The organism is Hydrotalea sandarakina (genome assembly GCF_003254115.1).
Lineage (GTDB): Bacteria > Bacteroidota > Bacteroidia > Chitinophagales > Chitinophagaceae > Hydrotalea > Hydrotalea sandarakina.
Genome location: NZ_QKZV01000009.1, coordinates 79,218 through 106,216, shown reverse-complemented (window position 1 = coordinate 106,216; position 26,999 = coordinate 79,218). Strand labels below are relative to the sequence as shown.

Genomic DNA, 26,999 nt, shown 5'->3' with positions numbered 1-26,999 from the left:
AAAATAACATTGCTATGCCAGTAAAACATCAAATTGTAATTGTTGGCGGCGGAAATGCGGGCATTTCTGTTGCCAGTAAATTATTGCTAAAAAATAAGCAATTAGATATTGCTATTATTGACCCCGCTGAAAAACATTATTACCAGCCCGCATGGACACTGGTAGGCGGTGGTGCATTTAATATTAACGATACGGTTAGGTCTGAAGCTTCGGTAATGCCCAAGCAAGTGCATTGGATTCAACAAAGAGTGAGTGGTTTTTTACCCGACGTCAATAAGGTATCGTTAGCCGATGGATCGGAAGTGGAATATGAATATTTAGTAGTGGCACCGGGTATTCAATTAAACTGGAGTGCTATTAAAGGCTTGCCCGAAACGCTGGGAAAAAATGGTGTTTGTTCTAATTACAGTTTTCAAACCGTTAATTATACCTGGGAGTGCATTAAAAACTTCAAAGGCGGACGTGCCATCTTTACTAATCCAAACACACCGGTGAAATGCGGTGGCGCACCCATGAAAATTATGTTTTTAGCTACCGATTATTTTAGAAAACATGGCTTACTGGATAAAACTCAAGTAGAGTACTGGAGTGGTGGAACCCGTTTATTTGGAGTAGAAAAATATGAAAATACTTTAAAAAAAGTGGCTGCTCGCGGCAACATTAAAACTCAGTTTTTTGTTAGATTAGATGAGATTGATGGCCCTGCAAAAAAAGCAAAATTCATAGGCTTTGGTGAGCAAAATAAAGATCAGGAATATTGGGTAAATTTTGATATGATACATGTTACGCCTCCGCAAAGCGCTCCTGATTTTGTGCGTAATAGTCCTTTAGCCAATGCTGCCGGATGGGTTGATGTAGATAAAAACACATTACAGCATGTAAAGTATGCCAATATCTTTTCATTAGGTGATGCATCCAGTTTACCCACTTCACGAACCGGTGCAGCCATTCGGAAGCAGGCACCCGTATTGGTGCAGAATTTGTTGTCGTTGATTAATGCACAACCGATGACAGCATCTTATAACGGTTACACTTCATGCCCGTTGGTAACCGGTTACGGCAAATTGGTATTAGCTGAATTTGATTACAATAATCAACCCATGGAAACTTTTCCGTTTGACCAAAGTAAAGAAAGGTGGACAATGTGGATTTTAAAAACAAAAATTCTTCCTTGGATGTACTGGCATAAAATTTTACCCGGTACAGCATAATTATTCACGTTTTTAACTAGGAGCCTCATTGTATTTTTTGTAGGCTCCTGGTTTTAATCAAAACAACAAGTTAAAAATATTTTTATTTTATTCCAATTGCGGATAAGTGTGATACATGTCACTGTATATAAGCCGCCTAATAAGCAATTTTACCATAAATTTTTTATCAATGCATCCTGTTTTTGGTTATTTAGCTTCAGCATTAATAGGCATATCACTAGGTTTAATTGGTGGTGGCGGTTCTATACTAACGGTACCGGTTATGGTATATTTGTTTAGTGTTAATCCTTTATTGGCCACATCTTATTCGTTGTTTGTGGTTGGCTCAACCAGTTTAGTAGGTGCTTACAATAATTACAGACGCGGTTTGGTAAGCATTAAAACAGGCTTATTGTTTGGCATTTCATCTATCGCAACCGTTTACCTAACCCGCAAATATTTCATTCCGGCCATACCTAAAAAAATTGCCACCATTGGCTCATTTGTCATTACTGAAAATATTATGACAATGGTATTGTTTGCCATTTTAATGGTAATGGCTTCTTTGTCAATGATGCGCAGCGGAAAAAAGAAAGAAACCTCTGATGTTGTTTCTGACAAAAAAATAAATATTCCCAAATTATTGGTTTACGGAATTGGCATTGGATTTATTACCGGCTTGTTAGGTGCCGGCGGTGGATTTCTGTTAATACCTACACTGGTATTGTTGGTAGGATTGCCCATGAAAGAAGCTGTAGGAACATCATTATTCATCATTGCATTGAATTCATTAATAGGATTTACCGGCGACTTGGGACACTTTGAAATAGATTGGAAATTTTTAATTGTCGTAACCCTCATTGCCATAATTGGCATTTTTATTGGCGGATGGTTAGGGAAAAAAATTCATGGCGATAAATTAAAAAAGGGCTTTGGTTGGTTTGTTTTAATTATGGGTATTTATATCATTGTTAAAGAATTGTGGTTACACTAAAAAATTAACTGATGTGTGTGATTTGTATCACCAATAGCATAAAATCAATTTACTAATTTTATCATTCTAAAAAATGCGCTTATGATAGTTGAACAAATTTATACCGGTTGCTTAGCACAAGGTGCTTACTATATTGAAAGTGATGGTGAAGCGGTAATAATTGATCCGCTTCGCGAAGTAGAACCCTATATTCAAAAAGCAGAAAGAAATGGTGCCAAAATTAAATATGTTTTGGAAACCCACTTTCATGCCGATTTTGTTTCTGGGCATTTAGATCTTTCTAAAAAAACCGGTGCCCCTATTGTTTATGGCCCAAATGCGCAACCTGCTTTTGACTTTTACAGTGCCAAAGATGGCGAGGAATTAAAAGTAGGTAAAGTAACCATACAAGTGTTGCATACACCGGGGCATACTATGGAAAGCACTTGTTATTTGTTAAAAGATGAAAACGGAAAGCCTACCGCGTTATTCAGTGGTGATACCTTATTCATTGGTGATGTAGGCCGCCCCGATTTAGCTCAAAAAGTAAAAGCCGATTTAACACAAGATAAACTGGCATCTCATTTATTTCATTCATTGCGTAATAAAATTATGCCTTTACCCGATGATGTAGTGGTATATCCCGCACATGGAGCCGGCAGTGCTTGTGGAAAAAACATGAGCAAGGAAACTACCGATACGTTAGGTAATCAAAAGAAAACCAATTATGCTTTGCGTGCTGATATGACCGAGGCCGAATTTATAAAAGAAGTAACAAATGGCTTAGTAGCGCCCCCTGCTTATTTCCCTTTAAATGTAATGTTGAACATTCAAGGCTATGAAAGCATTGATAAAGTGTTGGAACGTGGTCAACATGCACTTTCACCGGAGGCTTTTGAAACTGCAGCGAATGAAACCGGCGCTATTGTGTTAGATACCCGTAATGCACAAGATTTTGCAAAAGGATTTATCCCGAATTCTATTAACATTGGTATTGATGGTAACTTCGCGCCATGGGTGGGTGCTATGATTCCAGATATTAAACAAGAAATATTATTGGTAACCGATGAAGGACGAGAAGAAGAAGTTATAACTCGCTTAGCCCGTGTAGGATATGATTATACCATTGGTTATTTGAAAGGTGGATTTAATGCCTGGAAAGCTGCCGGTAAAGAAATTGATACAATTGTATCTGTTACTCCCGAAGAATTGGCTGAGAAAATGAAACAGGAAGAGGTAAATATTTTAGATGTTCGCAAAAACAGCGAATATTTAAGTGAACATATTATTAATGCAGAAAATGCACCACTCGATTTTATTAACGACAGCATGAGCTTAATTGATAAAAATAAAACCTACTATGTACATTGTGCAGGCGGATATCGTTCCATGATTTTTAATTCTATACTAAGAGCTCGCGGATTTGATAATTTAATTGACGTAAAAGGAGGATTTTCTGCTATCAAAGCCACCGGCTTATTCCCAATTACAGATTACGTTTGTCCAAGTACTTTATTATAAAACATAAAATAACAACAACAATTATGTCGTCTTTAAAAGAAATCGTTAATCAAGCACAAACCAGTATAGTAGATGTGCGTACCGTAATGGAATACCAAAGCGGACATATAGATGGAGCAGTTAATATTCCATTAGACGAAGTGCAAAGCAGAATTAGCGAATTTGAAAAAATGCCTAAACCCATAGTGGTTTATTGCCGCAGTGGTGCACGTAGCGGAATGGCTATGTCTATTTTAAAACAATCAGGTATTAATGAAGTATATAACGGTGGTGGATTGGCTGATATGCAAATGCTATTAAACTAAAATTGAAATTATGTTATCATTCTTAAAGAAAATTTTTTCAGGAAAAAAAGTTGATTTTCGGGAGTTGCAAAGCAAAGGTGCAATTATTGTAGATGTAAGAACACCCGCGGAATTTAAAACAGGCCACATAAAAGGTGCTATTAATATTCCGGTTGATCAGATTAAACAAAAGGCTGCTGAATTAAAAAAGAAAAATAAACCGATTATTACTTGTTGCCGCAGTGGTGCCCGCAGCGGTATGGCTAAATCTGTTTTAGCTGCTGCAGGTGTTGAAGTGTATAATGGTGGTGCTTGGTTTATGTTAGAAAAAAAATTATAGTGCTCTTTAACTTTTTGTCATGCTAGAACAATTAAAATACGGTTGGAATTTCATGCGCATTATTCGCTTGGTTATTGCAGGTTTTGCAATAGTACAAGCGTTTATATCGCACGATTGGTTATTAGGCATTTTTGGCGGTGTTGTGGCTTATATGGCTTTGGCTAATATTGGCTGTTGTGGAGTTGGTGGCTGTAATACCAATTTTACGCAACGCAAACCTATTGCACAAAATAAAACCGAGGAGGTGATTTATGAAGAATTGGATGCGCAAAAATAAGCTTCACATTGTCGGTGCTATTGTAGGTGGTGTTGCTGGCTATTTGTATTATTATTTTATTGGTTGTGCTTCAGGCACTTGCCTAATTACTTCTAAACCCATAAATAGTACCTTGTATTTTGCAATGATGGGGGCACTTGTTTTTGGTATGTTTAAAAAGCCAACAGCTAAAACCACAAAAGCATAAGCCAATCGGTAATTTTTTTAACTTTTATTTTTTGTAGTATGTTAACCTCTTTTGATACTCGAGTACAAAATATTAAATGCAGTGGTTGTGTTAACACTATTGAAAAAAACATAGGTGCTATGCCGGGTGTACAGCATGTTTCAGTGAGTCAGGCAACCGGCATGGTATCTATAACAGGTGTAGGATTAAACCCAAAGGAATTAAAAGAAAAATTAGCTGCATTAGGCTATCCGCCTGAAGAAGAAAATAATTTATTTAAAAAATTGAAGACCAGCATTCAATGTGCATTTAAACAATAAAACGCATTATTATGGAAATGAATATTAATCAAATAGATACTACTACCTACCAACAAATTAAAGCTGCTATTACCAGTAAAGATAGTGTGGTAGGTATTGATGCCGTACATACGCATATTCTTATCATTAATAAGTTAATGCAAATTGAAGAGCAGTTGCAAAAAATGCAACAACAGTTAAATGCTTTACCGAAGTAAAGCATTATTTGATATCTTTTCTAATGTTTAAATGCCCTCATGCAAACCTATAAAGTAGTTTTTCAATTAACCTCGAATGAGGTTGATGTATATAAAAGTTTGATTTCTCAAATTAATAATTTACTAAATGCTATGCCCAATGATGTGGCTGTAGAAGTGGTTTGCCATGGGCGTAGCAGTAGTTTTTGTGTTCAGGAAAATAATTCGTTTGTGCCGCAAATACTTGCATTAATACAAAAAGGTGTACAAATAAAAGTATGCCAAAATATGCTGCACGCTAATGGCATAAATCCACAGCAAATCATTCCGCAAATTAACATTGTTCCTGCAGGAATTGCTGAGTTAGTAAAGCGCCAGCACGAAGGATGGGCGTATATTAAAGCCGGATTTTAGTGAAAGCATTCATCGGCTGATGATTCAATAATAATATGTTTAAAAAATTATATGCTATTGTCGGATTTTGTTTCTCGCAATTAGTAATGGCAACTGCAGCTGTGCCAACTGCAGATGCAAGTTTATTGTGGGCTGATGATGATACAACCGGCTTAGCTGTTGATAAAAAAGATACATCTAATCTATTGCAGGCTTTTAAAAAGGGTACAGTTGAAGGCAGGTTTCGATATTTTTTTATGTCGGCCTTAAATGAAGGCCAATTAACAGATTATTATGCCAATGCTTTTGGCGGTGGTATTAAATACCAAACAGCCCCATTCCATCATTTTCAAATGGCATTGGGCGGGTTTTATACTTTTAATTTAGGCTCTTCTAATTTAGCCAAACCCGATTCAATAACCGGCTCACCTAACCGTTATGAAATAGGTTTGTTTAATATTCAAAACCCTTCCAAAACAAATAATTTGTATAAGCTGGAATACTTTAATCTCAGCTATCAATACAAAAATTTTACCGCTGTGCTGGGCAAACAATTATTACAAACCCCCTTCATTAATCCACAGGATGGTCGTATGCGACCGAGCTTTGAGGATGGTTTGTATGTTGAATGGAGCACACCAAAAAATAAATGGGAGGGTGGTTGGCTTTACAATATGTCGCCACGCAGCACCATTGAATGGTTTACGGTAGCCAACTCAATGGGTTGGTATGCACAAGGTGTAAATACCGATGGAACAGCGGCTAACTATCATGGTAATTTATCTTCTGCCGGCATTGGATTATTGGGATATACACATCAATTCAATACTGCATTTTCCATAAAAGGTTGGAATATGTTTGTAGAAAATATATTTAATTCATCTATGCTTGAGTTGAATTATAATAACACAACTCATACTACAAATACATCATTTATTCCCTTAGCAGGATTGCGGTTGATAGCACAACAAGCTGTTCATGATGGCGGAAATGCTAATCCCCATTATACTTATATGCAAAAGGACAATAAGGCTTATGTAATTTCTGCAAGGCTAGGAATGAAAAATGCACAATGGTACACTGCACTCAACTATACGCGTGTTACCAATAATGGCCGGTATTTAAATCCGCGAGAGTGGGGAATAGAACCTTTTTATACCTTCATGTATCGCGAAAGGAATGAAGGCAATGCCAATGTAAATGCGGTTATGTGGAATATGCAGTGGCAAATGAAAAAACAACCTTTAAAAGTAGAAACGCAACTGGGATATTTTTCCTTACCCGATGTAAAAAATGTGGCGGATAACAAATATGGTATGCCTTCTTATGCACAACTGAATATTGATGTGAAATATCATTTTACCAAACAGCTTTCAGGTTTTAATGCAGAGTTCCTGTATGTTTATAAAAAGGGTTATGGTAATACCTACAACAATCCCAAATATGTCATTAACAAAGTAAACATGTCGCTGCTTAATCTAATTCTCAATTATTCTTTCTAAAATTTGTTCGGGGAAAAAAAATTTTTGTACTTTTCCTTTTCAATAAAATGTAATTTTTTCTAATTAATAAAAGCTGCTATGATTTTAGTAACCGGAGGTTCGGGCCTGTTAGGCTCGCATTTAATTGAAGAGTTACTGCGCAGAGATTTTTCTGTAAAAGCTATTTATCATAAAAATATACCACCACATTTAGCCAATAAATTAGAATGGGTAAAAGCCGATATTTTAGATGTGCCCGCTTTAGAAGCTGCTATGGAAAATGTTGATCAGGTTTATCATTGTGCCGGCTTGGTTTCATTTAATCCTGCTATGAAAAAAATGTTGCACAAGGTAAATGTTGAAGGAACAGCCAATGTGGTAAATGTATGTATTGAGAAGAAAGTGCAAAAGTTAGTACATGTTAGTTCTGTTGCTGCTTTAGGCAGATTGCGCGAAGGTAAATTGATTTCTGAAAGAATGAAATGGAGCATGGCCACTAGTAACAGCGAATATGGCAAAACAAAATATTTGGGTGAAATGGAAGTGTGGCGTGGTATTGGTGAAGGCTTGAATGCAGTTATTATAAATCCTTCTATGATATTGGGTGCAGGCGATTGGAATACTGGCACTACTGCTTTTTTCAAAAAAATATACGAGGGGTATCCTTGGTACACCGATGGCACCAGTGGTTTTGTTGATGTGAAAGATGTTGTAAAAGCAATGTTGATTTGTATGCGCGGAACCTGCAACAAAGAAAGGTTTATTATCAGCAGTGAAAATAAAAGTTATAAAGAAGTATTTACCACTATTGCCCATTGCTTTGGCAAAAAGCCACCACATTTAAAGGTAACCCCTTTTATTGCAGAAGTAGTTTGGCGGGTTGAAGCTTTGAAAGCTTTGTTTACCAGAAAAGAACCTATGATTACAAAAGAAACAGCAAAAACGGCTTTAACGAAAGTTCGTTTCGATAATTTTCGCTTTTTAACCTATGCAGTAAATTTTGAGTACACACCAATTGATAAAACTATTGAACGTATTTGCGCTGAGCTAAAAGAAAAATACAATTTAGCATAATTAGCTTTCCATTACTTTTTTCCATAATTCCGGTATGCGTTTAATCCATACCAATTCTCTACGTTTAACAGATGCTTCTTGTGTTGGCGTTCCCCAATATACTTTGTTGCCTTCTAAATCGCTCGGTACACCACCTTGTGCCAGCACTACTGCATTCTGACCAATGGTTAATGTTTTGCTTACACCTACTTGTCCCCATAAGGTTACTCCATCTTCAATAACAACAGCACCGGCAATACCAACTTGCGCAGCAAATAAACAGTTTTTACCAACAGTTGTATCATGTCCAATATGCACTTGGTTGTCAATAATGGTACCCATGCCAATACGTGTTTCGCCGGTTACGCCTCTGTCAATGGTACACCCTGCGCCTATTTCAACATAATCTTCAATAACAACGTTTCCACAACTTTTCATTCGTTTAAACCAAGCTGGTCTGTTCTTTTTGGTATTGTAATAAAATGCATCACTGCCAATTACAGTGCCTGCCTGAATAACAACATTATTACCGATTATACAATCATCGCCAATGGTAACGTTAGGATGAATAATTGTGTTGTTGCCAATTACAACATTATTACCAATATAGCAATTAGGCATAACAATTGAACCTTCACCAATTTTTGCAGAGTCGCTAATGGGTTTTGCAGAAGGTGTAAAAGGTTTAAAGTAATCTACAATTTTTAAATATGCTTCAAATGGTTGTTCAGTGAAAAGTAAAGCCTTTCCTTCGGGAATGGTAACGTCTTTGCTATTAATAATAATGACACTGGCAGCACTTTGTAAACAGGTGTTATAATATTTTGGATGATCAACAAATACAATATCGCCCGCTTCAACTTTGTGTATTTCATTAATACCGGTTGGTGTAATTGAAGTATCGCCAACAATTTCTGCTTCAATTAAATTAGCCATCCATTGTAACGTAACAGGCGTAGGAAATTTCATAATTACTGTAATTTGGGTAAAAAGCAAAGGTAGTTTCCGTTTCTTAAAAAAAAATTTTATTGCAAAAAATGCTGCTGCAATCTGCAATCAAAGGTCTAAAATTCTTTTTTTTAATTTGTAAAATTTTCAATTACTAAAAATCTAAATGCTTTAAAATACACTGTTTATCAATGTTTCAGCGCATCAATAAATATTAATTGTGAAATAGTTGCGAAACTGAAAATTGTTATCATGCATTAAAACATCTTGTTTAAGCATTTCACTATTCACAATTTTTAAAAAAATGTGAATAAAATAGTTTGCATTTTTTTTTGTATTGGAAAAAACTCTTTATAATATTGTGGTGGGAATTTTGTATTCCCGTACTTACTAACCCATCCATATATAAAGTCCCGCTTCAGCGGGATTTTTTTTATTGTATTGTTTGCCATAATATAAATTGTATAAACTGTTATTGTTAGTAATGTAAAATTCATTTTTTAAAACTCATGAAACCTACTGTTCATCAATATTTCATTGTGTATAAACCTTTTCAGGTATTATGTCAATTTACTTCAACCGAAGGGAAGTTGTGTTTGAAAGATTTTTTTTCGGTTCCTCAAAATGTATATCCGGTAGGTAGGTTAGATTATGATAGCGAAGGTTTATTATTGTTAACCAATGATGCAAGTTTGAATAAAAAAATTTTAAACCCAAAATCAAAATTAGAAAAAGAATATTGGGTACAAGTTGATGGCGCCATCACCTTAGCAGCTATTCAACAATTGCAAAAGGGGGTTTCTATTAGTGTGGATGGTTCTAAATATACAACCCAACCATGCAAAGCAAAATTAATGCAGCAGGTTCCTGACATACCTGAACGCATACCGCCAATTCGATTTCGAAAAAACATTCCAACTTCATGGTTGTCATTAATTATATCTGAAGGGAAAAATAGACAGGTTCGTAAAATGACTGCTGCGGTTGGTTTTCCAACATTGCGGTTATTGCGTTACAGAATAGGCACTATAACTTTAAATAAACTTTTGCCGGGTGATATGCGTGAATTAACCCATGCGGAAGTAACTCAACTTTTACAATAAACAGTGCAATATTCAGGTTTAAATAAACAATATCTATTGTTATTAAATCAATTGATTCCGGATTTTTAAAACCGTTTATATGTTTACCAAAAAGTACCCCTTTTGTGCTTATGATTTTTATGCAGTGTCATTCAAAATATCCTAACATTTGCAATAAGCGTAAAATGCATAGCAGCTTTGTACTTAGCACTTATCTTTGCAACCATTAATTGTATATAAAATGAATACACACCTGAGTGAACAAGAAATTATTCGACGCGAAAAATTAGCCAAATTAAAAGCAGCAGGTATTGAGCCTTACCCTGCAGCATTGTATCCTGTTACCCATTATTCAGCCGATATAAAAGCCAACTTTACCGAAGAAAATAAATCAGCATTCGAACAAGTTTGCGTTGCCGGAAGAATCATGAGCATTAACGATAAAGGAAAAGTTTTCTTTATTAAAATTCAGGATAGTAAAGGACTTTTTCAATTGTACGTAAAGCGCGATGATATTTGCCCGGGCGATGATAAAAGTTTTTGGGACCATGTAATTAAACATGGTATTGATTTAGGAGATATTATTGGCGCTACCGGTTTTGTATTCATAACAAAAACCGGTGAAATTTCACTGCATGCACAAACCATTACCCTACTAACAAAATCATTGAAACCTTTACCGGTTGTTAAACGTGATGAAGCGGGAAATGTATATGATGAAGTAACTGATCCGGAATTTAGATATCGCCAGCGTTATGTTGATTTAATTATAAACCCATCAGTTAAAGAAACTTTTGAGCAGCGAACAAAACTAATTAACACCATTCGTGCATTTTTAAATGAACGTGGAGCGTTAGAAGTAGATACGCCTGTGTTGCAACCTATACCGGGCGGTGCTGCTGCCAAACCTTTTATTACGCATCACAATGCTTTGGATATTCCTTTGTATTTACGTATAGCCAACGAATTGTATTTAAAACGCTTAATTGTAGGTGGGTTTGATTGGGTATATGAGTTTAGCCGCAACTTTAGAAACGAGGGTATGGATAGAACCCATAATCCGGAATTTACGGTATTGGAATGGTACACTGCTTTTAAAGATTATTTCTGGATGATGGAAATTACGGAGCAGCTTATGGAAAAAATTGCGCTGGCATTGCATGGTACTACCGAAGTTCAGGTTGGCAACACAACCATTAATTTTAAAGCACCCTATAAACGCATTAGTATTTTTGATGCCATTCAGGAAAATACCGGCATTGATATAAGTCATTTAGATGAAGCCGGTTTACGTAATGTATGTAAACAATTACATATTGAGGTGGCTGATAATATGGGAAAAGGTAAATTAATTGATGAAATTTTTGGTGCAACAAGTGAACACAAATATGTGCAACCCACATTTATTATTGATTATCCGGTTGAAATGAGCCCACTAACTAAAAAGCACCGCAGCAAAGCAGGTTTGGTAGAGCGTTTTGAATTAATGGTAAATGGAAAAGAAATAGCCAATGCTTATAGTGAACTAAATGATCCCATCGATCAGCGTGAACGCTTTGAAGAGCAACTGAAGTTAATGCAGCGCGGCGATGAGGAAGCCATGTATATTGATTATGATTTTTTAAGAGCATTGGAATATGGTATGCCACCTACTTCAGGTATTGGTATTGGTATTGACAGGCTTTGTATGTTAATGACCAACCAACCTTCTATACAAGATGTATTGTTGTTTCCGCAAATGCGGCCTGAAAAAAACAGCTAGTTTAAAACCATTGTAAAGGAAACACTTCTGTTTAGGGAGAAGTGTTTTTTTGTGCTTATTATACAATATATCTAAAAATTATTGTACCTTTTCTACTTCACCAAAATCGTTATCTATATGAACAAAAACTTTGTTTCCCGCATTTCCAGCATAGGGTATGCCATCATCATGGCCATATTTGGTATTAACCATTTTCGTATGGGCGAAGCTATGAAAGGTTATATACCTTCCTATTTTCCTGCACCTATATTTTGGGTTTATTTAGTGGGTGTTGCATTAATATTGGCTGCAATTGCCATAATAATTAATAAAGTAACCCGATTAGCTTGTTATTTGCTGGGATTAATGCTGGTATTATTTGCACTGCTATTGCATTTGCCCGGCATGCTTCATGCTACCGATGCGCAAATGCAAGGAATGTCAATGACCATGTTTCTAAAAGACCTTGGTTTAGCTGCTGGTGCATTTTATATTGGCTCGCATAATGAATAAGGTGCTTTGTTTCTGTTTCTTCATTCCCGACAAGTTGTTCGGGAATTTTTTTATGTAAAGCTGAATCATAATCTTTCACTAAATCTCTAATTTATATGTTAGTTTATCATACAGCCGCTATTTTTGCGTAAAATCTTTCATATTGAGTTTAACCATACATACCGAACAATTAGTTAAAAGCTACAAGGGGCGTACCGTTGTTAGTAATGTAAGTGTGAATGTACAACAGGGCGAAATTGTTGGTTTATTAGGTCCGAATGGCGCCGGAAAAACCACAACCTTTTACATGGTGGTTGGGTTAATAAAACCCGATGAAGGAAAGGTATTTCTTGATACGATTGATATTACTAAATTACCCATGTATAAGCGTGCACAAATGGGTATCGGTTATTTGCCTCAGGAAGCCAGTGTGTTCAGAAAATTAAGTGTGCAAGATAATATTATGGCAGTGCTGGAAATGACTAAGCTTACAAAAGCGCAACGTCAGGAAAAATTAGAGCAACTGTTAAACGAGTTTAATTTACACCATGTGCGCCATAACAATGGCGATAGTTTAAGTGGTGGTGAACGCAGAAGAACAGAAATTGCCCGGGCATTGGCTGTAGATCCGAAATTTATTTTGTTGGATGAACCCTTTGCAGGGGTTGATCCCATAGCAGTAGAAGATATTCAAACTGTAGTAGCCAAATTAAAATATAAAAATATTGGCATTTTAATTACCGATCATAATGTGAATGAAACCCTTTCTATTTGCGACCGAGCTTACTTGCTTATAGAAGGCAAAATATTTAAGCATGGTACTGCGGAAGAGCTGGCACAAGATGAAAAAGTAAGGCGCTTATACCTGGGTACCAATTTCGAATTGCGCCGTAAAGATTGGATTATTGAAATGGAAAGAGAAAATGCACTGAAACAAAATACCAATGAAGGGTACACAAATGGGGTGGAAGAATAATCTTTTGTATATGTAATTTTTTGTTTAAATTGCTATCACCCCAATTTCAATGAAGTTACTTAGTCCTGCCATATCACGATTTGCCCGATTACGCAATTGGCGTATTGAACAATGGATGCAAAACCCCATTGCTACTCAGCGCGATGTTTTACAAGATTTGGTTACCCACGGGCAGTTTACTGAATTTGGGCGTAAATATGGAATGAATAATCTATTCACCATTAAAGAATTCAAAAATCGAATTCCGGTTAACGAATATGATGATTTAAAACCCTACATTGAACGCTTAATGCAGGGCGAACAAAATTTGTTGTGGAATACACCTGTTACTTGGTTTGCCAAAAGCAGTGGCACTACCAGCGATAAAAGTAAATTCATTCCCATTACCGAGGAAAGTTTACAAAATTGTCATTATCAATCTGCTAAAGATGTTTTAAGCCTTTATTATAAATTCAATCCTGATAGCGATTTACTAACCGGCAAGGGATTGGTTATAGGCGGAAGTCATCAAATTAGCCCAATAAATGATGAAGCACAATATGGCGATTTAAGTGCCGTGCTTTTACAAAACACACCCTTTTGGGCTTCTTTTATTCGTACACCCGAGCTCTCTATTGCCTTAATGGATGAATGGGAACAAAAAATAGAACAGTTGGCTCAGTCAACAATACAAGAAAATGTAACTTCTATTTCCGGAGTACCAACCTGGACTTTGATTCTTATAAAGCGAATATTAGAAATAACCGGTAAAAATAGTTTGAGTGAGGTTTGGCCGAATTTAGAATTGTATTTTCATGGTGGTGTTTCTTTTATTCCCTATCAGGAACAATTCCGAAAATTGATTGGGAAGGATATTTATTACTTTGATTTATATAATGCCAGCGAAGGTTTTTTTGCCGCACAAAATGATGCCAATGATGAAGGAATGCTGCTGTTTTTGAATCATGGTATTTTCTATGAATTTATGCCGGTGGAAGAATATGGCACAAATCAACCCAGAACCATAGGTTTGCAGCAAGTTCAAATAGGCAAAAATTATGCACCTGTTATATCAACGAACGGAGGCTTATGGCGTTACCTTACCGGCGATACCATACAGTTCACTTCCTTAAATCCATTTAAAATTAAGGTAAGCGGTCGCTTAAAACATTTCATTAATGCTTTTGGTGAAGAACTAATCGTTGATAATACGGATAAAGCCATTGCAATTGCCGCACAAAAAACACAAAGTATTATTAATGAATATACAGCCGCACCGGTTTATTTTAGTGATGCACAAAATGGTGCACATGAATGGTTAATTGAATTTGAGAAACCCCCGGCCAATCTCGATTATTTTGCCTTTGAATTAGATTGTGCTTTAAAATCGCTCAATAGCGATTATGAAGCAAAACGCCAGAAAGATATTGCACTGCGAATGCCTATTATTCGTATAGTTCAAAAAAACATATTCAATAATTGGTTAAGGCAAAAAGGAAAATTAGGCGGGCAGCACAAAGTGCCTCGCCTGGCAAATAATAGAATGTATGTAGATGAGTTATTAAAATTTATGCAGTATTCATTTGTACAATAACCTTATTTTTACCCCAACATCTTTATTAAAACATACAGTACCACTTGGGTATGGTATCTTTAAATTTTAAACCATAAAATACAATGAAATTATTAGCAGGGAAAACAACTGTTGTTACTGGTGCGGCTCGTGGCATTGGTGCAGCCATAGCTTTAAAATTGGCCGAGCAAGGCAGTAATATTGCTTTTACTTATGTTAGCGATAGTAGCACTGATAAAGCTAACTTGTTAGTTCAACAAATACAGGCAATGGGTGTGCAAGCTAAAGCTTACCAAACCAATGCGGCTGATTATGCTGCAACAGAAGCATTCATCAATAGTGTGTTAAGTGACTTTGGCAATATTGATGTATGTGTTAATAATGCCGGTATTTCTAAAGATAATTTGTTGTTACGCATGAGTGCTGAACAATGGAATGATGTAATTAATACCAATTTAAACAGCGTTTACAATGTAACCAAGCAAGTCATAAAGCCCATGATGAAAGCGAAAGCCGGAAGCATTATTAATATGAGTTCAATCATTGGCATTCGCGGCAATGCCGGACAAAGCAGTTATGCTGCCAGTAAAGCCGGTATTATTGGGTTTACAAAATCAATTGCTGCCGAGTTAGGTAGCAGAAATATTCGCTGCAATGCTATAGCACCCGGTTTTATTGAAACCGATATGACCGCTTATTTAAAAGAAGGCGATGCCGGTAATGCTTTTTTAAGCAAAATACCTTTAGGTCGTTTTGGTAAAGCCGAAGAAATTGCCAATACTACTTTATTTTTGGCCAGCGATTTAAGTAGCTATATTACCGGGCAGGTAATTAGTGTTTGTGGTGGGTTGAATATATAATTCTCTCATTTGCAACCGACTATTTAAAACTTTAGGAATTTTTCAACACATTCTTTTTTTAATTTCTTTTTAATAAACACTATTTTCGCAGCGATGTTAAAATCACTCATCGCTGCTTTTTTATTATTTACCATATCCCTGCAAATATTACCTATTAAGCAGGTGGGTGCGCTTTTGTTTAATAATGTAATCACTGAAGAGTTGGCACATGGGCATGGAGTTGAAAAGGATACCATAAAAAAGTTCAATTCGCCTTATAATCTTTTATGCAATCCCAATCAACATATTTCTATTTTATCGTTTAATGCTTTAAACGTTTACATTGCCCGTTCAGAAAAATTACCCATTCGTTTTAAGGCTGATATATTAGTGCCTCCCCCCAATGCTTAATAAGCATACCATTCTTTTCTTAATACCATTTTCCAATTATAACCAATTGGGTGCATCATTTTGATGTGTGCACATAATATTTCGCAACAACCATTATAAACGCTTTTAAAACATTAAAAGTTTTCAGTATGAAAACATTATTTCATTCCTTAGGGAAAGATTTCCCTGCTGCTATTGTAGTAGTACTAATTGCTTTGCCGTTATGCTTAGGCATAGCTTTGGCTTCCGGTGCGCCTTTATTTTCCGGCATTATTGCCGGTATTGTTGGTGGAATTGTAGTGGGCGCATTAAGTGGCTCGCATTTAAGTGTAAGTGGTCCGGCCGCCGGATTAACAGTAATAGTTGCTGCATCAATTGCTAAAATTCAATCGTATGAAGGTTTTTTACTGGCAGTAGTAATAGCAGGCTTGTTGCAATTGTTATTTGGTTTTTTAAAAGCGGGAATTTTAGGCGACTATGTACCAAATGCGGTCATCAAAGGAATGCTTTCAGCAATTGGCTTGTTACTTATTTTAAAACAACTACCACACTTAGTAGGTTATGATGCCAACTTCATGGGCAATGAATCATTCAAAGAAAAAAATGCAGAAAATACTTTTACTGCATTTGAACATTTTGCTGCTAAAATTAATGAAGGGGCATTATTTATAGGTTTAATTTCATTAACCATTTTAATTGTTTGGGATGGATGGGTTACCAAAAAAATTAAACAAATTCAATTACTGCCGGGGGCATTAATTGCTGTTGTGGTGGCTACATTTTTAAACGAATATTTTAAAACAGCATTACCGAGTATTGCTTTACAACCCAACCATTTGGTATCATTGCCTATCAGCACTGAAGAAAAAGGCTTCCTTACATTTTTCACCTTTCCCGATTTTACGTTTATTGGAAATAAACAAGTTTGGATAGCTGCCGTTACATTGGCTATTGTAGCGTCATTAGAAACCTTATTGAGTATTGAAGCTGTTGATAATTTAGATCCCCTAAAAAGAGCAACACCTACCAATCGTGAACTGAAAGCACAAGGTGTTGGAAATTTTATTTCCGGATTAATAGGTGGAATACCCGTAACCTCGGTAATTGTGCGCAGTTCGGCTAATGTTTATGCAGGTGCTAAAACTAAAGCCTCAACCATTTTGCATGGTTGTATGTTATTATTATTTGTATTGTTTATCCCCGCAATAATTAATCGAATTCCTTTAAGTGCTTTGGCTGCCATTCTAATTTTTACAGGCTATAAATTGGCTAGTATCGGTGTGTTTAAACAATTTTATAAAAAAGGATGGGATCAACTGATACCCTTTGTAGTAACCATTCTTGCAATATTGTTAACCGATTTATTGGTGGGAATATTAATTGGTTGTGTAGTAGCTCTATTCTCTTTAATCAGCAGCAACTTTCGCTCTGCAGTTATGGTAGTGAATGATACCAATAATTATTTAATACGTTTACGAAAAGATGTGTCTTATTTAAACAAACCTATAATTAAACGTAAGTTGGAAGAAATACCTGAAAATGCTTATGTATTAATTGATGTGACACGTGCTGATTTCATTGATAAGGATGTTATTGAAGAAATCAATCATTTTATGCAACATGCACATCTTAAACAAGTAAAGGTTGAAGTGAAGAAAAGTAAACACAAAAGTATGCACCAACTATTTAAAACGCCTAACAGCTCACAGTTATCAGTTGTGTAACAAATAGTTGAAAAAATAATTTATGAGTTATTTTATAGGTAATTTTAATACGAATAGGTATTGAAAACAATTATGTGTTGTAACAATCAATATATATCTTTAACAAAATCATTATTTCAACCCTTAAAAACATAAGTATATGCAAGCTTATCAACAACTACTGAATAATAATGAAACCTGGGCAAAAAAAAGAGTAGAAGATGATCCTGAGTTTTTTTCCCGTTTGGCTCATATACAAAAACCGGAGTTTTTATGGATTGGTTGCAGCGACAGCCGTGTGCCTGCTGATATGATTACCGGCACGCAACCCGGCGAAATATTTGTACATCGGAATATTGCCAATATGGTAATACATACCGATGTAAACTTACTAAGTGTATTGGAATATGCGGTAAACCAATTAAAGGTAAAACATGTTATTGTGTGCGGCCATTATGGTTGCGGTGGTGTAAGAGCAGCCATGACTAATCATAGCCTGGGCATAATTAATAAATGGTTGCGTAATATTAAAGACGTGTATCGGTTTCATAGAGAAGAGTTGGATGCTATAACTAGTGAAGATGAACGTGCAAACCGACTTACCGAATTAAACGTACGTGAACAGGTAATGAATCTGGCTAAAACTTCAATTATCCAAAAAGCTTGGAAGTATGAACAAAAGCCTCATTTGCATGGATGGGTTTATGGATTAGCAGATGGTATTATACATCCCATTTTTGAAATGCCCGCCGGAACACATATTGATCCACTATATGAATATGACGATTTGTAAATAAATTAAAAAAGCATGGCAAGCAACGTAAACATTTCAATATTAAGTGCAGTAAAAAAATTTTTTGAAATTTTAAAATTTGATAGAAAAGATATTTCCGCAATTTACTTTTTTGCCATTTTGGGCGGTTTAATTGCGCTTTCATTGCCATTAGGCATACAATACATTATCACCTTTGTACAGGCAAACAGTATTTCTGTTTCAATAGTTGTATTAATTTCAATTGTATTGATTGGCGTATTTGTAAATGGTTTATTACAAATACGACAAATGGAAATTATTGAAAAAATTGAACAAAAAATTTTTGTTCGTTATGCCTTTGAATTTGCTGACCGCATTCCCAAGTTTGATGTGGAGCAATTAGACCAATACCATTTACCCGAATTGGTAAACAGATTTTTTGATAGTACCGCATTAATAAAAAGTATCGAAAAAATTTTATTAGACATTCCCGCAGCCATTATTCAAATATTTTTTGGGCTGGTGTTATTGTCGTTTTATCATCCGGTGTTTATTGCATTTGGTGCTTTATTGGTAATTGTATTGGCTATTATAATTAAATATACATCGCCACGTGGTTTTGAAACCAGTTTAACTGCCAGCGATCACAAGTATAGTATTGCTGCATGGTTGCAGGAAATAGCTGCAGAAATAAAAACTTTTAAGTATGCCAGAAAAACCAATATTCATATTCATAAAACGGATGAAGATGTAACCGGTTATCTTGTTGCTCGTACAAATCATTTTAAAATTTTAGTAATGCAATATTGGAGTTTTATATCCTTTAAAATTATCATTATTGCTACCATGTTAATTGTGGGTTCTATTTTGTTGGTGAACCAACAAATCAATATTGGGCAGTTCATTGCATCGGATATTGTAATCATCTTAATTATTAATTCAATAGAAAAATTGATTCAATCATTCGATAAAGTGTATGACACGCTTACATCGGTTGAAAAATTAAGTAAAGTTGTAAATGCACCCATTGAAACCGACGGATCTGTGCATTTACCCAATACCAATAAGGGTATGCAAATAGATATGAAGCAGGTTAATTTCCATTATGTTGATGGTAAATTGGCTTTGAAAAATATTAATCTGCATATACCTGCAGGGGCATTGGTGCAACTTTCAGGTGCATCGGGTTCCGGTAAATCATCTTTTTTGCGCTTATTAACAGGTGCTTTTAATAACTATTCGGGAAATGTTTTGGTAGATGATATGCCCATTCACAATTATTTGCTGGCTGATTTGCGTGGACAAACGGGCATATTATTCGGCCGACAAGAAGTATTTAAGGGTACATTACTTGAAAACATAACAATGGGTGATGATAGTATTACACCACAAAGTGTTTTACAGTTAGCTGAACAAATTGGATTCCATACATATATTAATGAATTGTCTAATGGTTTGTACACACAAATTGATCCAATCGGTAAACGTTTTTCGCAAAAAGTAAGAAAAGACATTTTATTAATGCGTTCGTTAATTGGTAATTCTCGTTTGTTGTTATTGGAAGGGCCCTGTTCGCACCGCTCTGAAAAAGAAATACAAATGTTAATTGAATTTTTACGAAATAAAAAACAAAATGCAACCATTATCATTACTACGGAACATGAAGTGATGAAGCATTTATTCGACATGTTTATTGTTTTACAAAATGGTGAAATTGTTTTAAACGAAGTGAAATGAACAATCAAAAATCAACCTACTTAAATATTGAGATAGAACGTGAATTAGCACAACATCCCTTTGAGGCGTTTAATGCCATTTATAAAATTCACAAAAGGAAATATATAAAAAAATGGATTTTAGGTATTTTAGCCTTTTGCATAATTGTGCTTTTTTTACCGTGGACACAAAACATTCGTACCAAAGGCAAAATCACTACGCTTCGCCAGGAAGCAAGGCCACAACAACTGAATACCATTATATCCGGTAAAATTGTAAAGTGGTATGTAAAAGAAGGTGATATGGTTCAGCAGGGCGATACTATTTTGCAATTAGGTGAGGTAAAATCTGAATACTTCGATCCTCAATTGTTGGAACGAACCCAGCAACAAATTATTGCTAAAAAACAAAGTATTGATGCGTATAATGAAAAAGCGGCTACCGCTACTACGCAGGCGAATGCTTTACGTGAGGGCATGCAACTAAAGTTGGCTTCGCTGGATAATAAAATAAATCAGCAACAACTAAAAATTGTTAGTGATAGTATGGATGTGTTGGCTGCTATTAACGACTTAAACATTTATAAGCGTCAAATTGAAGCTGCTAAAATAATGTTAGACAGCGGCGTTATTGCCTTAACAGAATTTGAAAAACGTAAAGCCAACTATCAAACCGCACTTGCCAAAAAAACCAGTGCTGAAAATAAATTTCTGCAAAGTAAACAGGAGTTGTTGAATCTTAAAATTGAGAAAAACAGTACGGTTCAAGATTATACCGATAAAATTTCAAAGGCTGAAGGTGATAAATTTAGCGCACTTTCGCAAGCGGCATCAACACAAGCCGATGTTAGTAAGTTAGAAAATATTTATGCAAATTATGATATAAGAAATAAGTTGTATTATATTACTGCTCCACAATCAGGGCAAATTACCAAAGCTAAAAAAGCAGGTATTGATGAAGTGGTAAAAGAAGGCGATATGATTGTTGAAATAGTTCCGGCTATTCGAAATTATGCAGTAGAAATGTTTGTTTCACCAACCGATATTCCACTAATTTCTAAAGGGCAAGAAGTTGCACTCATTTTTGACGGTTTCCCGGCCATTGTTTTCAGTGGTTGGCCGCAATCATCCTATGGTACTTTTACAGGTAAAGTTGCTGCTATTGAAAACAACATTAATACAAATGGCAATTTCAGGGTGCTCATTGCCCCCGATACTACTAAGCGAAAGTGGCCGGCCCAATTAAAATTGGGAGGCGGAGCCAAGTGTATTGCATTGCTTAAAAATGTACCCGTTTATTATGAATTGTGGCGGACGATTAATGGATTTCCACCGGAATATTATACCGCTGAAAACAATACCGATAATTATAAAAAATAAAAAGAGTAGAATGTAAAGGTAGCCCCATGCGTATGAAATCATATTTATTTTGGGTGTGTTGTATCATAGTTTCGCCATTGAGTCTTATGGCGCAAAACGAAACTGTGTTTTCTATAAACGATTATTTACAATCAGTAAAAAAGAATCATCCTTTGGCAAAGGTTGCTTCACTTTCGGTAACCGGAGCAGAAGCAGAAATTACAAGTGCCAGAGGTGAGTTTGATCCTGTTATTCAATACAACAACCATCAAAAAACATTTAATAATACCAACTATTATTATTATAACAATGCTGAATTAAAAGTGCCCCTGCCTATAGGTATGGACATAAAAGCAGGTGCTGAAGATAATGGCGGTAATTACATTACCCGTGAAGTTACTACCGGCCAAACCAGTTATTTAGGTGTAGAGGTAGCTGTACTAAAAGGAATGTTGATGGATAAGCGCCGAGCCGCTTTACAGCAAGCTAAAATTGCCGCTAAACAAACACAACAACAACGCAATGCTGCCATCAATGATTTGTTGTTGGATGCTGTAAAACAATATTGGCAATGGTATTCGGCGTTTGCACAAAAAAAATTGTATGAAAAATTTTTGAACATTGCTCAAAACCGATTGCATTTAATGGTCATTGCTTACCAGCAAGGCGATAAAGCCTTGGCTGATACAATTGAAGCGAATGCACAAGTGCTCAATTATATTGCTTTGCTAAATGATGCAGATGTAAAACTGAATAAAGCCATATTGCAGCTAACCGATTATTTATGGGATGAAAACGAAATGCCTTATGTACTGCCGCAAAATTATGTGCCCGATACCACTGCATTACTTGATTATAATGTTACTGTAAATTTACCTGAGCTCATTACTAACGCTATTAATAACCATCCGGAAATTAGAGCATATGCATTTAAGTTAGATGGCTTGGAAGTTGAACGAAAATTAAAATGGCAGAATTTTTTGCCTACACTTAACTTAAAAGCTAACTTGTTGAATAAAGGTTATAATGCATTATACAAAGTGAATGATGTGGCTTTTTTGGAAAACAACTATAAGTTTGGAATTGATTTTAAAGTACCCTTATTTTTACGGAATGCCCGTGGTGATTACAAAAAAACACAAATAAAAATTGAACAAACGCAACTAAATGTAACTGCTAAAAAATGGCAATTGCAAAACAAAATAAGCATGTACTATAACCAAAACCATTTATATGCCGCGCAATTGCAGCAAATAAATAGTTTGGTAAATAGTTTTGAAATATTACTTCGTAATGAATTATTGAAGTTTAATAACGGTGAAAGTTCCTTGTTTTTAATCAATGCTCGTGAGTCCAAATTATTGGAAACCAAACAAAAATTAATTGAACTTCAAACCAAGTTAATTACCTCAAAATATGAAACTGAGTGGGCAGCCGGTATTATTCAATAATGCTATTATTTTTTGTTGTTTTTAAAATGTTGAATGAATTGTTTGGTATGTTCGCTTAATACTAATTTCCCACTAACGGCAGCGCGTTGGTGCAATAGTTCATCCCAATGTGAAGTGCCTTGCCAAAAAATATGTTTTAATTCTTTAATAGCATCAAAATTACTGTGAGCCAAAAAATTAGCTAAGCGATGAATACTTTCATCCATACCTTCTTTATCGGCATGTAATTCAGCATAAAGCCCTTTTTGTTTGGCCCATTCTGCCGGACGCCAGTTGGTGGCATCAATGGCTAATTGTGAAAAGGCTGATAATCCAATTTTTCTTTCAACAGCCGGCCCAACTACAAAAGGTCCAATGCCAACTGCTAATTCACTTAATTTAACATCAGCACCCGAAGTGGCAATGGCATAATCGGCAGCGGCTGCAATGCCTACTCCTCCACCTACACATTTACCTTGAATGCGGGCAATAATTAATTGCGGTGCTTTACGCATGGCATTAATAACATGTGCAAAGCCACTGAAGAAACGATGGCCGGCTGTTTCATTTTGAATGGCTGCTAATTCTTCAAATGAAGCCCCGGCGCAAAAGGCTTTTTCACCGCCTGAACGGAGTACAATAACTTTAATATCTGCATTAATACTTTCGTTATGAATGGCTTCGGCTAACTCATTTAAAAGATGACCGGGCATTGCATTGCTTTGTGGATGAAAAAATTCAATCATGCTAATGCCATTGCTGTGATGTACATGTACATATCCTTGCTCGTTATTCATATAACCTGTTTTATTGTTCTAATTTTTTTACCATAGTAAGTATTGTAGCAATGCCAATAAGTTCATCATTTTCATCATCAATCATTTCAACCAGCCATTTCACAATGCCACGTGCAATGTCAGTAGGTTCTTTCTTATCCTGACTAATTTTTTCTTTACAAGTAAAGCGAACATGAAAACTCATGCCCGGATATACCGGTTTAGTAAAACGAAGTTCGTCAATTCCATAATTCAACAATACCGGATTTTTCTCGTAACTATCTACAAATAAACCAGCCGATAAACTTAATAGTAAATAACCATGTGCAACTTGCTGTGTAAACATGGTTCCTTCAAAATCGGTATTTCGTAAGTGGGCATAAAAATGATCGCCGGAAAGATTGGCAAAAGCATCAATTAATTCCGAAGTCATGGTAATGCTTTTGGTAATGAGTTGATATCCTATTTCCAGTTCTTCGAAATGTTTTTTAAAAGGATGAATGGTAGCCGGAATTCCGGTAGCATTGGGTTGATATTGCTGTAATACAGCGGTTAGCATGTCGGGTGAGCCCTGTAGTGCAACACGTTGCATGTAGTGGTGAATACCTCTTAAACCACCCATCTCTTCGCCACCACCTGCACGGCCGGGTCCGCCATGTACCAGCATTGGTAATGGTGATCCATGTCCGGTATTTTCTTTTCCGCATTGTTGGTTCAATATTAAAATTCTTCCATGGTAAGTACCGGCTTCTAATACATATTCTCTTGCCGTATTTCGGGAAGCAGTTACAATGGTAGATACCAATGAGCCTTTGCCTAATTTAGTAATGGTAATTGCTTCTTCTAAATTTCGGTAAGGCATTAAAGTGGAAACAGGGCCAAAAGCTTCAATATTATGTACTTCTGAAGTATGTAAAGGTTGGTTATTACGCAATAATAAAGGGCTGATAAATGCGCCGGCTTGCGCATTTGCATCTACTACCTCAACTGTTTCTAAATTGCCATATACCAATTCACTTGTTTTCAATAATAGGCTAACTTGTTTTAGTACTTCTGCTTTTTGTGTTTTTCCGGCTAAACTACCCATTCTCACTTTTTCATTCAGCGGATTGCCGATAACAGTTTGTGATAATGCTTTGGATAAATCATTTTGTACTAAATCTATTTTATTTTCAGGAACTAAAATACGGCGAACACCCGTGCAACGTTGCCCACATTTTAAAGTCATTTCTCGTCTAACTTCTTTAATAAATAAATCCCATTCCGGCATACCGGGTTCAACATCTTCAGCTAAAACAATGGCATTGAGTGAATCGGCTTCCATTGTAAAAGAAACATTGTTTTGCAAAATGGTAGGATTACTTTTTAACTGAAGACCTGTGTGTGCACTACCGGTAAACGTAATGGTATCCTGTGCATTTACTTCATTTAATAAATTGCCTGTACTACCGCATAATAATTGTAAAGCCCCTTCGGGTAGTATTCCTGAATTCACCATATGCTTTACAACAGCCTGAGTTAAATAGCAGCCCACTGTAGCAGGTTTTACAATAGCAGGTACACCCGCCATAAAATTAACCGCAATTTTTTCCAGCATTCCCCAAACAGGAAAGTTATAGGCATTAATGTGTATGGCAGCTCCTTCTTTAGGCAGCAGCAAATGGTGGCCCATAAAAGTTTTGGCTTTACCTAATAGATGTGCTTCGCCTTCAGGCCAATAGGGTAAATCGGGTAACTTTCGGCGTAATGAGGCATACGAAAAAAGATTGCCAATACCCCCTTCAATATCAACCCAACTATCGGCTTTGGTTGCCCCTGTTTTATAACTTAAACTATATAATTCAGGTAAGTGTTGCTGTAAATGTAAAGCCAGTGCTTTTAACATTAAGCCACGTTGTTGAAAGGTCATTTTGCGTAATGCTTTATTTCCTTTTTGGCGAGCAAAGTCAAGCACTTCACCCATATTCAACCCTTCGGTACTGGCTGATCCAATATATTCTCCTGTAACTGCATGGTACAAAGGTTGACCTTCCCCTTTGCCTGTCATCCAACGGCCTAAAACATAACTTTCTATTATCATGTGAACAATTGTGAAATGTAATGAAATGAGTGCTTCAAAAATAAGTAAAAAGCAGTTTTAATACTAATGGATGTTAGTTTTTGTAAGAAAGATAAAAAAACCCGCTTAAGATTATTATACTCAAGCGGGTTAGCAGTTGGTTTTGGTAGCTAATATCGTAGTATTAAGACAAGCGTTTGTTAATTTCGCTGCACAAACTGTTAAAAATTTCTTCAACAGTTCCTTCACCCTTCACGTCTACTACTTTTTTAAATCTGGCATAGTAGTCTTTTACAGCAGCCGTTTTTTTATTGTATTCTTCAATACGTGCTTTAATAACAGCCTCATTGGTATCATCGCTTCTGCCACTGGTTAAACCACGGTTTAACAGGCGTTTTATCAATTCGCCTTCACTTACTTCTAAGGCTAATACAACGTTTATTTGTGTGTGTTTTAGTTGCAATAAAGCATCTAATGCTTCACATTGTGCTTTGGTTCGGGGAAAACCATCAAATAAAAAACCTTTGGCATTGGGATTTTGCTCTAAAGCGGAACTAATCATTCCAACCACTACTTCATCCGGTACCAATTGGCCCTTATCCATTAAACTTTTCGCTTCTAAACCTAAGGGGGTTTGGGCTGCAATTTCACTTCGCAGTAAATCGCCGGTGCTTAAATGTTTTAATTGGTATTGCGCCACTAACTTTTCACTTTGTGTACCTTTTCCACTACCGGGAGGGCCAAACAGAATAATATTAAACATAGCCTCGCACTCAATTTATTGTGAGGAACAAATATAAGTGTTGCACTTTACATTTCCTTAACAATTGAACAATGATATTGAATAGCTGTTATTAAAATTTGCTAAGTATTATACAAAATCCAATACCAGCAGCTTTTCGTAACTTTATATGTCATTTGTTTGGAATTGAATGTTTTTTAAAAAATTTATCGAATGAAGCCCTTTTTATCGTTTGCAGTGTTGTTGCTGCTTTTATCAAGCATGCTG

General features: G+C 35.9%; 28 protein-coding genes. 24 read left to right on the top strand and 4 right to left on the bottom strand.

Translation table 11 applies throughout. The features are described from left to right. Positions 1-14: 14 nt before the first annotated feature. The 12 genes from LX80_RS12555 (at position 15) to LX80_RS12500 (ending at position 8,195) form a co-directional block, all read left to right on the top strand. The gene (locus LX80_RS12555; protein WP_111296973.1) at positions 15-1,211 is read left to right on the top strand and encodes an NAD(P)/FAD-dependent oxidoreductase; all 1,197 of its coding nucleotides are present in this window, start codon (positions 15-17) and stop codon (positions 1,209-1,211) included. A gap of 169 nt (positions 1,212-1,380) precedes the next feature. Further along, complete coding sequence (locus LX80_RS12550) at positions 1,381-2,184, top strand: sulfite exporter TauE/SafE family protein (RefSeq protein WP_211307771.1); 804 nt, start codon at positions 1,381-1,383, stop codon at positions 2,182-2,184. A gap of 81 nt (positions 2,185-2,265) precedes the next feature. Further along, complete coding sequence (locus LX80_RS12545; RefSeq protein ID WP_111296969.1) at positions 2,266-3,684, top strand: MBL fold metallo-hydrolase; 1,419 nt, start codon at positions 2,266-2,268, stop codon at positions 3,682-3,684. 23 nt (positions 3,685-3,707) lie between these two features. After that, a complete protein-coding gene (locus LX80_RS12540) occupies positions 3,708-3,989 on the top strand; it encodes a rhodanese-like domain-containing protein (RefSeq protein ID WP_111296967.1) in 282 nt (93 codons plus the stop codon). Between the two features lie 10 nt (positions 3,990-3,999). Continuing rightward, complete coding sequence (locus LX80_RS12535; protein ID WP_111296965.1) at positions 4,000-4,308, top strand: rhodanese-like domain-containing protein; 309 nt, start codon at positions 4,000-4,002, stop codon at positions 4,306-4,308. A 19-nt stretch (positions 4,309-4,327) separates the two neighbouring features. Beyond that, the gene (locus tag LX80_RS12530; RefSeq protein WP_111296963.1) at positions 4,328-4,585 is read left to right on the top strand and encodes a hypothetical protein; all 258 of its coding nucleotides are present in this window, start codon (positions 4,328-4,330) and stop codon (positions 4,583-4,585) included. Then, positions 4,560-4,772, top strand: a complete 213-nt coding sequence (locus tag LX80_RS12525) for a DUF6132 family protein (RefSeq protein WP_111296961.1) — start codon at positions 4,560-4,562, stop codon at positions 4,770-4,772. The genes LX80_RS12530 and LX80_RS12525 overlap by 26 nt, the downstream gene beginning before the upstream one ends. Positions 4,773-4,810: 38 nt before the next feature. After that, positions 4,811-5,071, top strand: a complete 261-nt coding sequence (locus LX80_RS12520; RefSeq protein ID WP_111296959.1) for a heavy-metal-associated domain-containing protein — start codon at positions 4,811-4,813, stop codon at positions 5,069-5,071. Between the two features lie 11 nt (positions 5,072-5,082). Next, entirely contained in the window at positions 5,083-5,268 is a 186-nt protein-coding gene (locus LX80_RS12515) for a hypothetical protein (RefSeq protein ID WP_211307770.1), read from the top strand. A gap of 39 nt (positions 5,269-5,307) precedes the next feature. After that, positions 5,308-5,661, top strand: a complete 354-nt coding sequence (locus LX80_RS12510) for a DsrE family protein (RefSeq protein ID WP_111296957.1) — start codon at positions 5,308-5,310, stop codon at positions 5,659-5,661. Between the two features lie 35 nt (positions 5,662-5,696). Beyond that, positions 5,697-7,142 (top strand): hypothetical protein, encoded by a 1,446-nt coding sequence (locus LX80_RS12505; RefSeq protein ID WP_146250510.1) that lies wholly within the window; start codon positions 5,697-5,699, stop codon positions 7,140-7,142. A 78-nt stretch (positions 7,143-7,220) separates the two neighbouring features. Continuing rightward, positions 7,221-8,195 carry an NAD-dependent epimerase/dehydratase family protein gene (locus LX80_RS12500; protein WP_111296953.1) on the top strand — a complete coding sequence of 325 codons (975 nt, stop codon included), beginning with the start codon at positions 7,221-7,223 and terminating at the stop codon, positions 8,193-8,195. Here the strand turns inward: LX80_RS12500 and LX80_RS12495 are convergent, their stop codons facing one another. Continuing rightward, positions 8,196-9,143 carry a UDP-3-O-(3-hydroxymyristoyl)glucosamine N-acyltransferase gene (locus LX80_RS12495; RefSeq protein WP_111297014.1) on the bottom strand — a complete coding sequence of 316 codons (948 nt, stop codon included), beginning with the start codon at positions 9,141-9,143 and terminating at the stop codon, positions 8,196-8,198. It abuts the gene before it with no gap. Positions 9,144-9,631: 488 nt separating this feature from the next. On the opposite strand from LX80_RS12495, the gene LX80_RS12490 reads away from it, so the two are divergent. The 12 genes from LX80_RS12490 to LX80_RS12435 all read left to right on the top strand — a co-directional run bounded on the left by LX80_RS12490 (position 9,632) and on the right by LX80_RS12435 (position 23,176). Then, complete coding sequence (locus LX80_RS12490; RefSeq protein WP_111296951.1) at positions 9,632-10,225, top strand: pseudouridine synthase; 594 nt, start codon at positions 9,632-9,634, stop codon at positions 10,223-10,225. 220 nt (positions 10,226-10,445) lie between these two features. Continuing rightward, positions 10,446-11,966: a lysine--tRNA ligase gene (lysS, locus tag LX80_RS12485; RefSeq protein WP_111296949.1), complete on the top strand. Its 1,521-nt coding sequence runs from the start codon at positions 10,446-10,448 to the stop codon at positions 11,964-11,966. A 117-nt stretch (positions 11,967-12,083) separates the two neighbouring features. Next, the gene (locus LX80_RS12480) at positions 12,084-12,458 is read left to right on the top strand and encodes a DoxX family protein (RefSeq protein ID WP_111296947.1); all 375 of its coding nucleotides are present in this window, start codon (positions 12,084-12,086) and stop codon (positions 12,456-12,458) included. A gap of 142 nt (positions 12,459-12,600) precedes the next feature. Continuing rightward, on the top strand, positions 12,601-13,413 hold the full coding sequence (gene lptB / locus LX80_RS12475; protein WP_211307769.1) for an LPS export ABC transporter ATP-binding protein: 813 nt from the start codon (positions 12,601-12,603) through the stop codon (positions 13,411-13,413). Between the two features lie 49 nt (positions 13,414-13,462). Next, a complete protein-coding gene (locus LX80_RS12470) occupies positions 13,463-14,986 on the top strand; it encodes a GH3 auxin-responsive promoter family protein (protein WP_111296945.1) in 1,524 nt (507 codons plus the stop codon). Between the two features lie 83 nt (positions 14,987-15,069). Next, positions 15,070-15,825 (top strand): 3-oxoacyl-[acyl-carrier-protein] reductase, encoded by a 756-nt coding sequence (gene fabG / locus LX80_RS12465; RefSeq protein WP_111296943.1) that lies wholly within the window; start codon positions 15,070-15,072, stop codon positions 15,823-15,825. A 93-nt stretch (positions 15,826-15,918) separates the two neighbouring features. Beyond that, a complete protein-coding gene (locus LX80_RS12460) occupies positions 15,919-16,215 on the top strand; it encodes a hypothetical protein (protein ID WP_111296941.1) in 297 nt (98 codons plus the stop codon). 128 nt (positions 16,216-16,343) lie between these two features. Beyond that, on the top strand, positions 16,344-17,918 hold the full coding sequence (locus LX80_RS12455; protein ID WP_111296939.1) for a SulP family inorganic anion transporter: 1,575 nt from the start codon (positions 16,344-16,346) through the stop codon (positions 17,916-17,918). A gap of 139 nt (positions 17,919-18,057) precedes the next feature. After that, complete coding sequence (gene can / locus LX80_RS12450) at positions 18,058-18,690, top strand: carbonate dehydratase (RefSeq protein WP_111296937.1); 633 nt, start codon at positions 18,058-18,060, stop codon at positions 18,688-18,690. Positions 18,691-18,705: 15 nt separating this feature from the next. Further along, a complete protein-coding gene (locus LX80_RS12445; RefSeq protein WP_111296935.1) occupies positions 18,706-20,388 on the top strand; it encodes an ATP-binding cassette domain-containing protein in 1,683 nt (560 codons plus the stop codon). Then, on the top strand, positions 20,385-21,746 hold the full coding sequence (locus tag LX80_RS12440) for an HlyD family secretion protein (RefSeq protein ID WP_211307768.1): 1,362 nt from the start codon (positions 20,385-20,387) through the stop codon (positions 21,744-21,746). Before LX80_RS12445 ends, LX80_RS12440 begins: the two co-directional genes overlap by 4 nt. An 86-nt stretch (positions 21,747-21,832) precedes the next feature. Then, positions 21,833-23,176: a TolC family protein gene (locus LX80_RS12435; protein ID WP_170120458.1), complete on the top strand. Its 1,344-nt coding sequence runs from the start codon at positions 21,833-21,835 to the stop codon at positions 23,174-23,176. A 5-nt stretch (positions 23,177-23,181) separates the two neighbouring features. Here LX80_RS12435 and LX80_RS12430 read toward each other — a convergent pair whose 3' ends face one another. The 3 genes from LX80_RS12430 to LX80_RS12420 form a co-directional block, all read right to left on the bottom strand. Next, positions 23,182-23,952: an enoyl-CoA hydratase/isomerase family protein gene (locus LX80_RS12430; protein ID WP_111296931.1), complete on the bottom strand. Its 771-nt coding sequence runs from the start codon at positions 23,950-23,952 to the stop codon at positions 23,182-23,184. 10 nt (positions 23,953-23,962) lie between these two features. After that, entirely contained in the window at positions 23,963-26,011 is a 2,049-nt protein-coding gene (paaZ, locus tag LX80_RS12425) for a phenylacetic acid degradation bifunctional protein PaaZ (RefSeq protein ID WP_111296929.1), read from the bottom strand. A 163-nt stretch (positions 26,012-26,174) separates the two neighbouring features. Continuing rightward, the gene (locus LX80_RS12420) at positions 26,175-26,753 is read right to left on the bottom strand and encodes an adenylate kinase (RefSeq protein ID WP_111296927.1); all 579 of its coding nucleotides are present in this window, start codon (positions 26,751-26,753) and stop codon (positions 26,175-26,177) included. Positions 26,754-26,999: the final 246 nt, after the last annotated feature.